Consider the following 13402-nt stretch of genomic DNA (forward strand, 5'->3'; position numbering starts at 1 on the left):
CTGGCGGGGCTTTTTCATATCGGGAACATTTACTGCGAGACTGTCTTGAGTGATGGACTGCGTAGCAGCCTCCAAGGATCAGTACAGGTTCGGCTCCATCTCCAGCTCGACCCCGAAGCGCTCTAAGATATCGGCCTGTATCCTGCGCGCCAGGTCATGCAACTGCGCCCCGCTCGCCTGGCCATAGTTCACCAGGACCAGCGACTGCAGACGATGCACACCGGCATCCCCATCCCGGTACCCTTTCCACCCCGCCTGCTCGATCAGCCAGCCCGCTGCCAGCTTCACCTGCCCGTCGGCCTGTGGATAAGCCACCACGCTCGGGAAACGCTCGCGAATCTGCTCGGCCAGCGCCGCCGTTACCACGGGGTTCTTGAAGAAGCTCCCGGCATTGCCCAGCTCGGCCGGATCAGGCAGTTTCTCCCTGCGAATGCTGCAGATGGCCTCGCTGATAGCCATGGCGGTCGGTGCTTGAACGCCCTGCTCCAGCAGGCGCTGGCGAACCGGGCCGTAATCCAGGTGCGCATGCAAGGTTCGGCTGAGGGCAAAACGCACCCGCAGGATCAGCCACCGTCCAGGGTTGCGCTTGAACAAACTGTCCCGGTAGGCGAAGGCACATTCCTCCAGGGCAAAATCCCGCAACTCGCCGGTTTCACGATCCAAGGCGGTGAGGCCGGCAAATACGTCCTTGATCTCTACGCCATAGGCACCGACATTCTGCATGGGCGCAGCGCCAACGGTGCCCGGGATCAGGCTGAGGTTCTCCAGGCCGCAAAAGCCCTGTGTCAGGCTCCATTGCACGAAGGGGTGCCAAGGCTCGCCTGCCTCGGCCTCCACCACGACCCGATCACCATCGTCCTGCAACACCCGCCGGCCTCGGCTGGCCATATGCAACACCAACGCATCGATGTCGCCGGTCAGCAACAGGTTGCTGCCGCCACCGATCACCAGCACACGCACTTGCCGCTCGATGGCCTCGGCCAGGGCCTGACGGACCTGCGCATCGTCATGGGCCTGGGTGAAGTAGCGTGCCTTCACGTCAATGCCAAAGGTGTTGTAGGGCTTGAGCGAGACCCGCTCCTGCCAGCTCGTCATAACCGCCCCTTGATTTCAACGACCAGTTCCTGGCATGCAGCTTCGATCAGGTCCAGGACCTGCTCGAAACCTTCGGCGCCGCCATAGTATGGGTCCGGCACCTCATCCAGGGCTGCGCCATAGCGACGCAGGAAGAGATCCAGTTCGCCGGGCGCGGCGTGGGGACGCATGGCTTGCAGATGGGCCAGGTTACTTTTGTCCATCGCCAGGATCAGGTCGTACTCGGCAAAATGTTCTGCCTTGACCTGCTGGGCACGCTGACAGGACAAGTCATAGCCACGCGCCAGGGCCGCGCGGCAGGTACGGCTGTCGGGCGCCTTGCCGACGTGCCAGTCACCGGTGCCGGCCGAGGCCACGTGCACCAGCTCGGCAAGTCCTGCGGCCTGCAGTTGGTGACGCAATACACCTTCGGCAGTCGGTGAACGACAGATATTGCCCAGGCAGACGAACAGAACGCGCATCAGGCCTCCAGCAAGCGCCGAACGCGCTCCAGGTCTTCAGGAGTATCGACGCCGACGGCCGGGGCCTCGATGGCGTCAGCCACGTGGATGCGCACGCCATGCCACAGGGCGCGCAGTTGTTCCAGCGCTTCGGTCTGCTCCAACCAGCAAGGGCCCCAACTGACGAAGTCTTGGAGAAAGCCCACACGGTAGGCGTACATACCGATATGACGGCGGTAAGGAACGCCTTCGGGGAGGCTGTCGCGGCTCTTGGCAAACGCATCCCGCGCCCAGGGCAGCGGTGCGCGGCTGAAGGTCAGGGCCAGGCCATGCTTGTCGCTGACTACTTTGACCGCATTGGGATTGAATACGGTTTCGGGCTCGGCGATCGGCTCGGCCAACGTGGCGATGCCTGCTTCCGGATGGGCTGCGAGGTTGGCGGCCACCTGGTCGATGATCACTGGCGGAATCAAGGGCTCGTCGCCCTGCACATTGACCACGATGGCGTCAGCCGGCAGGCCCAGATACGAGGCCACTTCGGCCAGTCGGTCAGTGCCGGACTCGTGGTCGGCTCGGGTCAAAAGGACCTCGGCGCCGAATGCCTGGCAAGCCTCGACGATGCTAGCATCGTCGGTGGCGATGACCACGCGGCTGGCGCCGCTCTTGCGGGCCTGCTCCCAGACATGCTGGACCATCGGCTTGCCGGCAATCGCCAGCAGTGGCTTGCCCGGCAGGCGGGTCGAGCGCAGGCGGGCAGGAATCACCACGGTGAAATTCAAGCTCATTTGTCCAGGCGCTCGTCGTCGGTCAGGGTACGCGCTTCGCTTTCCAGCATCACCGGGATGCCGTCACGAATCGGATAGGCCAGGCCCGCGCCCTTGCTGATCAGCTCGGTCTTGTCGGCACTGAGCTTGAGCGGGCCCTTGGTGATCGGGCAGGCCAGGATATCGAGCAGTTTGGTGTCCATGGAGGCTTCCTTGAGGCCAAAGGCCGGAAAAAAGAAAAAGGCTCAGGGCTGGAGACGAGCAGGCAGCAGACGTTGCAACTGCCCGTCGAACCAGCTGACAAAGGCTTGGGATGGCACGGCGTCTACCGCCAGGTACCACCAGTCGTCGGCCGCGAAGGACCGGCACTTCACTGCATCCTTCTCGGTCATCACCAGCGGCAGCGCCGGACTGAACGCCAGGTTCTCGACGCTGAACTGCGCATGATCGGCAAAGGGATGCGGGATCGGCTGCCAGTTTAGCCCTTGCAATGTATTGAAGAAACGCTGTGGATTGCCGATGCCAGCCACGGCGTGCAACGCCTGGCCAGCCGGAAAGTAATCGAGCGGGCGACGTTCGCCGCTGCGTAGGTTGACCAGCGCCGAGGGCCGCAGGCCGAAGGCGAAGCCGTCGTCCTGATCCACCTTTGCGCCGTTGTACAGCACCGCATCGGCCTCGGCCAGACGCTCGACCGGCTCACGCAACGGACCCGCCGGCAGGCAACGGCGATTGCCCAGGCCGCGGGCGGCGTCAATCAGCACCAGTTCCAGGTCACGCGCCAGGCGGTAGTGCTGCATGCCGTCATCGCACAGGATCAGGTCCAGCGGCTCGCTGGCCAGCAGCGCCTGCACGGCGCAGGATCGGTCAGGATCGATCATCAGGGGCACGCCTGTACGTTGAACGATCAACAGCGGCTCGTCACCGGCGTGCTGCGCGCTCTGGTCTGCCCGCACACGCCAAGGCAGGCTGGGCGGCGTTGCGCCATAGCCCCGGCTGACCACCCCGACCTTGAGCCCACGAAGGCGACAGTGCTCGATCAACCAGAGGATCATCGGCGTCTTTCCGGTGCCGCCGACGGTGATGTTGCCCACTACGATCACCGGCACCGGAGCCCGGTAGCTGGCACTGTCACCACTGAGAAAACGTGCACGCTTGCGCGTCACCACCCGTCGGTACAGGGCCTCGAGCGGACGCAACAGCGCAAGCGCCGGATGCCCGTCGTACCAGGCCGCGAGCAGACGGTCAGCGAAAGCCATCAAGGAGTACCCTGCGCGGCCTCGACGGTGGTCATGCGCAACTTGCTGAAGCCGAGCTTGCCGGCCGCATCCATTGCGGTGACCACAGCCTGGTGGGGCGTCTTGCCGTCCGCGCTGATCGCCAGCGGCAGGGTGATGTCCCCGCCCGATTCGCGCTCGAGCGCCTCGGTCAAGGTCGCCAGGTCGCTCTTGGGCAGCAGGTGGTTGTTGACCGAATACACGCCGTCCGCACTGATGGTGATTTCCACAAGCTTGCCCTCCTCTGCCGGCGCCTGGCTGGCACTGGCGGCTTCGGGCAGCTCGACGCGCAGTTGGGTTTCGCGAGTAAAGGTGGTGGTAACCACGAAGAACAGGAGTAGAACGAACACCACGTCGATCAGCGACGCCAGGTTGATGTCCACGTTTTCCCGTTGCCGGTTGCGCCGGAACTTCACGCCTTGCCTCCGGCCACTTCCACTTCGCGATCGCCTTGCAGCACCTCGACCAGCTTGATTGCCTCCTGCTCCATGCCGACCACCAACTCATCGATGCGTCGCTGCAGGAACCGGTGGAAGAAGACCGCCGGGATCCCCACCATCAGACCGGCGGCTGTGGTGACCAGGGCCTTGGAAATACCGCCTGCGAGCACGGCCGGGTTGGCGGTCATCTGCGAGCCCATGAAGGCGCTGAAGATGTCGATCATGCCCAGCACCGTGCCCAGAAGGCCGAGCAAGGGGGCCATCGCAGCGATGGTGCCCAATGTACCGACATAGCGCTCCAGCTCATGGATGACCCGGGAGGCGGCCTCCTCGATGCACTCTTTCATGATCTCGCGACCATGGCGGGAGTTGGCCAGGCCCGCAGCGAGGATTTCGCCCAACGGCGAATCGGCGCGCAGGGCCTTGAGCTTGTCACTGGTCAGTTGCTTGTCCTTGATCCACATCCACACCTGGCCAAGCAGGTGCGGCGGGGTCACGCGACTGGCGCGCAGGGTCCACAGGCGCTCGGCGACGATAGCCATGGCGGCGATGGAACTCAGAATGATCGGCAGCATCATCCAACCACCGGACTTGACCAATTCCCACACAGTAAGCATCCCCTTGAAAAAGGCCGCCACTCTACCATAGGACCGTGGGGGGCTCATCTGCCGAAGGTCAGGGAGTCGGCCGTTCACGTTATGACCTGCGCATGGGGCATTCATTGCACCTGTCGCCAGAACCGTCGCTGCGCCCGCAGCCCCTCGACCTCGCCATGGCTGCCCAGGCGCAGGCGCAAAGCGCCTTCGATCGCGGTGTCATGAACGCTCAACCCGTACCGCCGGTAACGCTCCACGACCTGCGGATGCGGATGGCCGAAGCCGTTGTAGCGCCCCCGGGAAATCATCACGCCCCTTGGCGACGTAGCGCGGATGAACGGCTCGGTGGATGAGCTGCGACTGCCATGGTGCGGCGCCTGCAACCAGTCGATGCGCGGCGCATCGGTCGCTGCCAGCCAAGCCCGCTCGGCACCAGCCTCCATATCGCCGGCCAGTAACAACCGCTCGCCCTGGGCCTGTACCAGCAGCGCACAGGAACGCTCGTTGCCGGCCGGTCCCCCTGCCCACTGCCAAAGCATGAAGTCCACCCCATCCCAGTGCCAGCGCTCACCGCTGACGCACGGATGAGCCGGCAAAGCCTCCGGCAATTGTTCAGGCTCCCCCGCAAGCACCCGACCCAGCGGCAGAGCCCGTCCGATGGCCGCGGCGCCGCCGGCATGATCGGCATGGCCATGGCTGATCAGCATCAGATCCAACTGCTTGACGCCAAGCTTGCGCAAGGTGGGCAACACCACCCGCTCACCCAGGTCCATGTCACCCTTGGCAGGGCCAGCGTCATACAGCAGGCTGTGCGTGCGGGTTCGCAGCAGCACGGCCAGGCCCTGCCCCACATCCAGTTGCAGGATTTCGACCTGCCCCTGCGGCACTGGCTCCCGAGGCGCCCACAGGGCCATCAGCATCACGCAGCCCAGGCCACGCAGCGGCACGCCCCGGGGCAGCAACAGCAATGCCGCCCCCAAACCGACCAGCAGCCCCGCCCATGGCGTCAGTGCCTGGGGCTCCCACGCCGGACGCCATTTCCCCAACAGCGCCAGTTGCTGAAACAAGATCTCCAGCAACCCACCTGCCAACCACAGCAACAGCTCACCGGGCTGGCCCAGCGGCAGCAGCGCACTGCCCAGCAGCGCCAGTGGCAACACGGCAAAACTGATCCAGGGCACCGCAAACAGATTGGCCAGCGGCGCTGTCAGGCTGATCGGCAAGCCCAGCACCAGCAAGGCCGGCAGCAAGCCCACTGCGACCACCCATTGCGCCCTGCTCCAGGCTTGCCAAGGCCGCCAGCCGCCGAGGCGCCCGGCAAAGCAGAACACCAGAACCGCGACCGCGGCGAACGATAGCCAGAACCCCGGCAACAGGCTCGCCAACGGTTCGATCAGCAGCACGCCACACAGGGCAGCCAGCAACGGCATGAGCGCCCCCAGATGACTGAAGTGCAGACGCCAGAGCAGGACCATCGCCAGCATCAGGCAAGCTCGCTGCACTGGTACGCCGAACCCGGCGAGCCCGCCATAACCCAACGCTGAGATCAGACTCAACACGCACGCCCAGGGTAACCATGGCAGGCGCTGGGGCCACAGGCCCAGGCGCGCCAGCCACGCCACCAAACCATAGATCAGCCCGGCCACCAAGCCGATGTGCTGGCCGGAAATGACCATCAAATGCACCGTACCGGTGGCCTGCAACGCCTGCCAGTCCGAGCGCGCAAGCCCCGAGCCATCCCCCAGTACCAGCGCTGCCAGGGCGGCTTCGCGCCCCTGGGCATCGACTGCCAGCAGGCGCTGGCGCACCGCGTCGCGCCAGTTGCTCGTGGCGGGAGCCACTAACTGCCCGGCCTTGACAGTGCCGACGGCACCGATCCGCCGCGCCAGAAAAAGCGCCTCCCAATCGGGACCATGGGGGTTGAGCAGGCCATGGGGGCGCTTGAGCGTGACAGCCAGGCGCCAGTACTCGCCAGCTCTCAGTTGTGGCCCTTCGAACCAGTTCAACTGAAGCCGACGCGGCAACGCGGTGCGACGCGAGGTAGGTTCCGCAAGCTCGAAGCGCACGGATTGCCCTCGTAGCGCGGGCAATCCCACCACCCGCCCCTCCAGCCACAAGGTTCGCCCATCCAACGTCGATTCCAGACGATCATCCAGGGCGTTTTGCGCCGACCAACAGGCCCAGCTCAATCCGAGGAGAAAGCAACCTACCGTCCTGGCTCTGCCAGGAAGACAAAGCACGCCGATCAACAGCATTGCCAGCATCGCGCCGACCGATGGCAACGCAGGCAGAAAACGCAGGCTCAACAGCCCGAGTGCGAGCGCGAACATCCCTTTGCGCATGAGATAGAGCTCCAGAAGCGAAACAGCCCTCTGAGGCTTAGCTGAAAAGTCGGCCGACCTTGCTCAATAATTGTCACAAACTCTGAACAAGGTCGTCGGGCAAAAAAGGCATACTGCCTTCATTCACCCCGCCGGGAGCGTACATGCCGCGCCGTCTCTTCAAACGCTACATGCCGGATCCAACCAGCATTCGGGAACACAAGTCCTTACGCTTTTTCGGCAGGTTGCTGCACGATCCCAACCTCTGGCACCTGAACCGCCATTCGGTGGCGCGGGCCATGGGAGTGGGCCTGTTCGCAGCACTGATCCCCATGCCCATGCAGATGCTGCTGGCCGCCAGCCTGGCAATCCCGCTGCGGGGCAACCTGCCGATCGCGGTCAGCCTGGTCTGGCTGACCAATCCGCTGACCATGCCGCCGGTGTTCTTCGTCACCTACATGACCGGCGCCTGGCTGATGCAGGTGCCGCCCCGCACCCTGCCGGACGAAATCACCGTCCAGTGGGTCACCGACCAACTGTCGACGATTTGGCAGCCCTTCCTGCTGGGCTCGGTGGTGTGTGGGCTGGTGCTGGGCCTCTTCGCCTACTTCGCCACCATGCTGTACTGGCGTTGGTGGGTAGGCCGGCAATGGCGCCGGCGCAAGGCCCAGTGGTCAGCCAAGCACGCCTCAGGCGCGCATGCCGCGGCCGCTCACCAGCAGACGCACGCACAGCAGGTAAAGCACTGCAGTGGCCACCAGCATGAAGGTGATCGCAGTGCCGATACGGATATCCGACACCCCTAGGATGCCGTAGCGGAACGAGTTGACCATGTGCAGTACCGGGTTCGCCAACGACACGGTCTGCCAGAATGGCGGCAGCAGGCTGATCGAATAGAACACCCCGCCGAGGTAGGTCAGCGGCGTCAGCACGAACGTCGGAATGATCGAGATATCGTCGAAGTTGCGCGCGAATACGGCGTTGACGAAGCCCAGCAGCGAGAAGATGGTCGCGGTCAGCAGCACTACCGCTACAGTGACACCCAGGTGATGAACCTGCAGATGGGTGAAGAACATCGACAGGATGGTCACGATCACCCCGACGGCCAGGCCACGCAATACGCCTCCGAGCACATAGCCGACGAGAATGGTGTGCGGCGATACCGGCGAGACCATCAGCTCTTCGATCGAACGCTGGAACTTGCTGCCAAAGAAGCTCGAGACCACGTTGCCGTAGGAGTTGGTGATCACCGACATCATGATCAGGCCCGGCACGATGTACTCCATGTACGTGAAGCCGCCCATGTCGCCGATCTGCCGACCGATGAGATTTCCGAAGATCACGAAGTACAGCACCATAGTGATCGCCGGCGGCAAAAGGGTTTGCGGCCAGATGCGCAAAAAGCGCCGGACTTCACGGTAGACGATGGTGTTTAGGGCGACCCAGTTGGTGCGCAGGTCCAGACTCATACCGCCACCTTCGACAGGTTTTTTTCCACCAGGGACACGAACAGCTCCTCAAGTCGGTTGGTCTTGTTACGCAGGCTCTGCACTTCGATCTGCTGCAGTGCCAGTTGGCCAAACAGCGCGGTGATGCCCATCGCTTTATCCACCTGCACTTCCAGGGTGTGCGGCGTGATCAGCCGGCACGGGTAACCCTGAAGTACCGGCGCTTGGGCAAGGTCCTGCTTGAGGTCGAGGACGAAGGTTTCCACGTGTAGCTTGCCCAGCAGCTTGCGCATGCTGGTGTTCTCGACGATGGTGCCATGGTCGATGATGCCGATGTTGCGGCACAGCTGCTCGGCTTCTTCCAGGTAATGGGTGGTCAGGATGATGGTGATGCCTTTCTGATTCAGCTCGGTGAGAAAGCTCCACATCGAACGGCGCAGCTCGATGTCCACACCCGCGGTCGGCTCATCGAGAATCAGCAAGCGCGGCTCGTGAATCAGCGCCCGGGCAATCATCAAGCGGCGCTTCATGCCGCCGGAGAGCGAGCGCGACTGCACATCCCGCTTGTCCCACAGGCCCAGCTGGGTCAGGTACTGTTCGGCGCGCTCCTTGGCCAGCTTGGGCGGGATGCCGTAGTAGCCCGCCTGAGTGACCACAATATCGAAGGTTTTCTCGAACTGGTTGAAGTTGAACTCCTGCGGCACAACGCCCAGGCAGCGCTTGAGCGCGGCGGGGTCACGATCCAGATCGTGGCCGAACACATTCACCGTGCCGCTGGTCTTGTTGACCAGAGTGGAGAGGATGCCGATGGTGGTGGACTTGCCGGCGCCGTTGGGGCCAAGCAAAGCGAAGAAGTCACCCTCGGCGACATCCAGGTCGATGCCCTTGAGGGCCTGGAAGCCGTTGCCGTAGGTCTTGGTCAGCTGTCGTATGGACAGGGCGGAACTCATAGCGGGTCAGGTACCGAGAAAAGGGTTCAGGACACGCCAGGGCTGATCACTGGCGCAGTGAGTGCGACCAATGGTGCAAGCCCTGGCCACGCAAGTACAGTCATGTGTATCGATAATGACTATCGAAATGGCCACGGTGTTCAGGTCAATGCCGTCATTACCGCTGCCTGGTAGGCCGGGCGTTGGCGCAGGCGCTCATACCAGGCCCTTAGGTGGTGCATCTGGGGGCGCTCGATCGGCATTTCGAACCAGGCGTAGATGAAACAGCCCAAGGGGATATCGCCCATGCCAATCTGCTGGCCGGACAGGTAAGGCTGGTCCGCCAGGGCCTGGTCGGCGATCGACAGCAACTGCGCGCACTGCTTGTGGGCAGCATTGATGGCCACCCAATCGCGCTGGTCCTCCGGCGTACGCAGCAGACCCCAGAACAACGGCCGGAACGGCGTGGCGAAGGACGAGGTGGTCCAATCCATCCATTTGTCCGCCGAGGCGCGCTGGCGCGGGTTGTCCAGATACCAGCCCTGGTCGCGGCCATACTGGGCGCACAGGTAACGAACGATGGCGTTGGACTCCCAGAGCACAAAGTCGTCATCTTCGAGCATCGGCACCAAGCCATTGGGGTTGCGCGCCCGATAATGCGGCTCATCCACCAAACCGAAGGCGCCGCCAGCGTCGATCGATTCGAAGTCCAGGCCCAGTTCATGGGCAATCCACAGCGCCTTGCGCACATTGCTCGAGTTCTTGCGGCCCCAGATCTTCAGCATGACAGCGTCCTTTGGTATGCAGAGGGCCGATAGTCTACTCCAATCCGCCGGCCTGGTTGCTGAAACACCGGACTGCGCTGAACGCTCGCCGCCATACCCTGTCACTGTTCAGGTCAGGCCGTCCCGCCAGGCAGGTCTAAGCTCTGTGGGATAGCTCGAACCCAATGTTCCATGGAGGAAGGACTATGTTGCTGCTGTGGCTGGTGGTGTTGGTGATCGGTGCGGCGTACCTCACGCATCTGCGCCTGTCCCCCCTGAAGATCCTGGGGGCCGTCGCGGTCTACGTGCTGCTGATGGGCATCTGGGGGCACGCCCCCGGCTGGCTGTTGGCATTGATCTGGCTGGTGCTGGCCTTCAAGACCGCATTCCTGGTGTTGCCACAATGGCGGCGCAAACTGTTCACGACCCCCGTGTTCCAGTGGTTCCGGCGCACGCTGCCGCCCATGTCGCGGACCGAACGCGAGGCTATCGACGCCGGCACGGTCTGGTGGGATGGCCAACTGTTCAGCGGCCGCCCCGACTGGAATGTCCTGCTCGACTACCCGGCAGCCACGCTGACCGACGAAGAGCAGTCCTTCATCGATGGCCCCACCGAGGCCCTCTGCGCCATGGTCAGCGACTGGCAGATCAGCCAGGACCTGGACCTGCCAGCAGAAGCGTGGGCACATATCAAGGCCCATGGCTTCTTCGCCCTGATAATCCCCAAGGCATACGGCGGCAAAGGTTTCTCGGCCTATGCCCACTCTCAGATCGTGATGAAACTGGCTACCCGCAGCGCCGACCTTGCCTCGACGGTGATGGTGCCCAACTCCCTGGGCCCGGCCGAGTTGCTGTTGCACTACGGCACCGAGGAACAGCGCAATCATTACCTGCCTCGCCTGGCTCGCGGCGAGGAAATCCCCTGCTTCGCCCTCACCGGTCCACTGGCCGGCTCGGACGCGAGCGCCATGCCGGACACCGGCGTGATCTGCAAAGGCCAATGGCAAGGAGAAGAAGTGATCGGCCTGCGCCTGAACTGGGAGAAGCGCTATATCACCCTCGGGCCGATCGCGACACTGCTGGGCCTGGCCTTCAAGGCCTATGACCCGGAGCACCTGCTGGGCGACACGCAGGATCTGGGCATCAGCCTGGCGCTGGTGCCCACCGACACACCGGGTGTCGAAATCGGCAGGCGCCACTTCCCGCTGGGTGCGGCCTTCATGAATGGCCCCAACAGCGGCAAGGATGTCTTCATACCGCTGGATTACCTCATCGGCGGCAAGGACATGCTCGGCAAAGGCTGGATGATGCTGATGAACTGCCTGTCCGTGGGCCGTTCCATTTCCCTGCCCGCAGGAGGCACGGGGGCGGCCAAGTACAGCAGCCTGGTGACCGGCCAGTACGCACACATTCGCGAACAGTTCAATGTTCCGCTGGCCGCCTTCGAAGGCATCCAAGCCTCCCTGGCCCGCATTGGCGGGAATGCGTGGCTGGCCGACAGCGCCCGGATACTGACCGCCGGAGCTGTCGACCTCGGCGAAAAACCTTCGGTGCTGTCGGCCATTCTCAAGTACCACCTCACCGAGCGAGGTCGCGAATGCATCCAGCACGCCATGGATGTGCACGGTGGCAAAGGCATCATCCTGGGCCCGAACAACTATCTGGCGCGCAACTGGATGGGCGCACCGATCTCCATCACCGTCGAAGGGGCCAACATTCTTTCACGCAACTTGATGATCTTCGGCCAGGGCGCGATCCGCTGTCACCCGTTCGTGCTCGAAGAAATGGCCCTTGCCGGGCGCGAGGACCACGAGCAAGCGCTTGCCGAGTTCGATGACTTGCTGATGAAACACATCCTGTTCGCCGCCGGTAATGCCGCCAGCACCCTGGTACTGGGGCTCGGCCTGGGCCGCTTCGAGCAGGTACCAGGTGATGCCCTCAGCCAAGGCTATTTCCGCGCACTGAACCGTCAAGCTGCCGCATTTGCACTGCTGGCGGATCTGTCGATGATGATGCTCGGCGGTGTACTCAAACGCCGGGAACGCCTCAGTGCCCGTCTGGGCGATGTATTGAGCTATCTGTACCTGGCTTCGGCATCTCTCAAGCGCTACCACGACTTGGGCTCACCGGAGCACTTGCAACCACTGCTGCGCTGGGCCTTGGAGGAAAGTCTGGGCCAGTCGGAGACCGCACTGGATCGCCTGCTCGACAATTTCCCTAACCGCTTCGTCGGTTGCGCCTTGCGTGTGCTGGTCTTTCCTCTGGGACGTCGCCATACCGGGCCAAGCGATGAACTGGATGCCGAGGTGGCGGAGTTGATTGGGCGGCGCAAGGGAGACCCTGCGCTCGAAGAACTGCTGAGCGGCTGTTTCCGCCCGCAGGCCGAAGCTGACCCGGTGGCAGCCCTGCAACAGGCCAGCGACCTATTGGAAGAGTGCGCTCCCCTGCACAAAGCGCTGCACGAGGCGATCAAGCACGGCAAGGTCCATCCCACACCTGGGCAGTCGGCGATCGACGCTGCCGTCGAGGCTGGCGTACTGCAGGCTGCCGAGGGACAGCGCTTGCGTGAGGCGGAGGCTGCTCGACGACGGGTGATCGATGTGGACGCATTCGACAAGGAGGCGCTGCGCCCGATGCAAGACGCGGTACGCTGACATCATGGCGATCGGGCTGTGCTGACACGCTCAGCACAGCCCGCGCAACCGGCGTATACTCCGCCCCCGTTTCAGCCATACCGAGGACCCTTTCCATGGCCAACCCGCACCTGGAATATCACCTGCAACTGCTTCAGCACCTGCGCACCATCCTGGTCGCCCTGGGTGAAGCCGAGCAGGTGCCGGAAGAGAGCCACGCCCTGTTCCTCGAACGCTTCGATGAACTGCTCACCCTGCTGCCGCAGGACCCACTGGAAAGCCAGTACTTGGGCCAGGATCTGATTTGCCAGGTAATCCAGCGCTACCCGCAGATTGCCCACTTGGTGCCACGGGACCTGCTTTGGTTCTTCGGCGGCGACTGCCTGCACTTCATGCCCGATGAAGAGCTGGCCCTGTACCAGCAGCTCGAAGACCTGCGCTACGAAGCCGAGCAGAACGGTGAAGCCTTCGACTGGAACCAGCAGAAGCAACTGCTGAGCTTGCCTGAACAGACACCGAAGCATTGACGCCCCCCAGCAGGGCAAGCAAAAGCTTGCCCTGCTCCCCAAAAAAACGGGAGCGCAAGAGTCCAATCCAGAAAAACGGCAAAAAAAACGCCCTCTCGTCTGAGAGGGCGTTTTCGATTTGGAGCGGGAAACGAGACTCGAACTCGCGACCCCGACCTTGGCAAGGTCGTG

General features: G+C 63.3%; 14 protein-coding genes. 3 read left to right on the forward strand and 11 right to left on the reverse strand.

Annotated features, from left to right (window positions below):
• Positions 1–78 precede the first annotated feature (78 nt).
• The 8 genes from murB to ABOA88_RS21665 all read right to left on the reverse strand — a co-directional run bounded on the left by murB (position 79) and on the right by ABOA88_RS21665 (position 6951).
• Entirely contained in the window at positions 79–1095 is a 1017-nt protein-coding gene (murB, locus tag ABOA88_RS21630) for a UDP-N-acetylmuramate dehydrogenase (protein WP_367851202.1), read from the reverse strand.
• Positions 1092–1556, reverse strand: a complete 465-nt coding sequence (locus ABOA88_RS21635) for a low molecular weight protein-tyrosine-phosphatase (protein WP_196169403.1) — start codon at positions 1554–1556, stop codon at positions 1092–1094. Before ABOA88_RS21635 ends, murB begins: the two co-directional genes overlap by 4 nt.
• Positions 1556–2320, reverse strand: a complete 765-nt coding sequence (gene kdsB, locus ABOA88_RS21640) for a 3-deoxy-manno-octulosonate cytidylyltransferase (protein WP_196169404.1) — start codon at positions 2318–2320, stop codon at positions 1556–1558. The genes ABOA88_RS21635 and kdsB overlap by 1 nt, the downstream gene beginning before the upstream one ends.
• On the reverse strand, positions 2317–2502 hold the full coding sequence (locus ABOA88_RS21645; protein WP_003247142.1) for a Trm112 family protein: 186 nt from the start codon (positions 2500–2502) through the stop codon (positions 2317–2319). The genes kdsB and ABOA88_RS21645 overlap by 4 nt, the downstream gene beginning before the upstream one ends.
• 42 nt (positions 2503–2544) lie before the next feature.
• Positions 2545–3555: a tetraacyldisaccharide 4'-kinase gene (lpxK, locus tag ABOA88_RS21650; protein WP_367851201.1), complete on the reverse strand. Its 1011-nt coding sequence runs from the start codon at positions 3553–3555 to the stop codon at positions 2545–2547.
• Positions 3555–3989, reverse strand: a complete 435-nt coding sequence (locus tag ABOA88_RS21655; protein ID WP_196169406.1) for an ExbD/TolR family protein — start codon at positions 3987–3989, stop codon at positions 3555–3557. Before ABOA88_RS21655 ends, lpxK begins: the two co-directional genes overlap by 1 nt.
• Positions 3986–4621: a MotA/TolQ/ExbB proton channel family protein gene (locus tag ABOA88_RS21660; RefSeq protein WP_070092596.1), complete on the reverse strand. Its 636-nt coding sequence runs from the start codon at positions 4619–4621 to the stop codon at positions 3986–3988. Before ABOA88_RS21660 ends, ABOA88_RS21655 begins: the two co-directional genes overlap by 4 nt.
• Positions 4622–4731: 110 nt before the next feature.
• The gene (locus ABOA88_RS21665) at positions 4732–6951 is read right to left on the reverse strand and encodes a DNA internalization-related competence protein ComEC/Rec2 (protein ID WP_367851200.1); all 2220 of its coding nucleotides are present in this window, start codon (positions 6949–6951) and stop codon (positions 4732–4734) included.
• A 143-nt stretch (positions 6952–7094) separates the two neighbouring features.
• Between ABOA88_RS21665 and ABOA88_RS21670 the strand changes: the two genes are divergently transcribed.
• Positions 7095–7736 (forward strand): DUF2062 domain-containing protein, encoded by a 642-nt coding sequence (locus ABOA88_RS21670; RefSeq protein ID WP_367851199.1) that lies wholly within the window; start codon positions 7095–7097, stop codon positions 7734–7736.
• Here the strand turns inward: ABOA88_RS21670 and ABOA88_RS21675 are convergent.
• The 3 genes from ABOA88_RS21675 to ABOA88_RS21685 all read right to left on the reverse strand — a co-directional run bounded on the left by ABOA88_RS21675 (position 7620) and on the right by ABOA88_RS21685 (position 10092).
• Complete coding sequence (locus ABOA88_RS21675; protein ID WP_043214381.1) at positions 7620–8399, reverse strand: ABC transporter permease; 780 nt, start codon at positions 8397–8399, stop codon at positions 7620–7622. The two genes, ABOA88_RS21670 and ABOA88_RS21675, sit on opposite strands and share 117 nt — an antisense overlap.
• Positions 8396–9328: an ABC transporter ATP-binding protein gene (locus tag ABOA88_RS21680; RefSeq protein ID WP_070092599.1), complete on the reverse strand. Its 933-nt coding sequence runs from the start codon at positions 9326–9328 to the stop codon at positions 8396–8398. Before ABOA88_RS21680 ends, ABOA88_RS21675 begins: the two co-directional genes overlap by 4 nt.
• A gap of 140 nt (positions 9329–9468) precedes the next feature.
• Entirely contained in the window at positions 9469–10092 is a 624-nt protein-coding gene (locus tag ABOA88_RS21685) for a glutathione S-transferase (RefSeq protein ID WP_367851198.1), read from the reverse strand.
• A gap of 185 nt (positions 10093–10277) precedes the next feature.
• Here ABOA88_RS21685 and ABOA88_RS21690 point away from each other — a divergent pair, with 185 nt between their 5' ends.
• Together ABOA88_RS21690 and ABOA88_RS21695 are read left to right on the forward strand one after the other, a co-directional pair.
• Positions 10278–12725 carry an acyl-CoA dehydrogenase gene (locus ABOA88_RS21690; RefSeq protein ID WP_196169410.1) on the forward strand — a complete coding sequence of 816 codons (2448 nt, stop codon included), beginning with the start codon at positions 10278–10280 and terminating at the stop codon, positions 12723–12725.
• Between the two features lie 95 nt (positions 12726–12820).
• Entirely contained in the window at positions 12821–13231 is a 411-nt protein-coding gene (locus ABOA88_RS21695) for a PA2817 family protein (RefSeq protein ID WP_196169411.1), read from the forward strand.
• Positions 13232–13402: the final 171 nt, after the last annotated feature.

The sequence above is a fragment of the Pseudomonas sp. PKS genome, assembly GCF_051913525.1.
Classification (GTDB): domain Bacteria; phylum Pseudomonadota; class Gammaproteobacteria; order Pseudomonadales; family Pseudomonadaceae; genus Aquipseudomonas; species Aquipseudomonas guariconensis_D.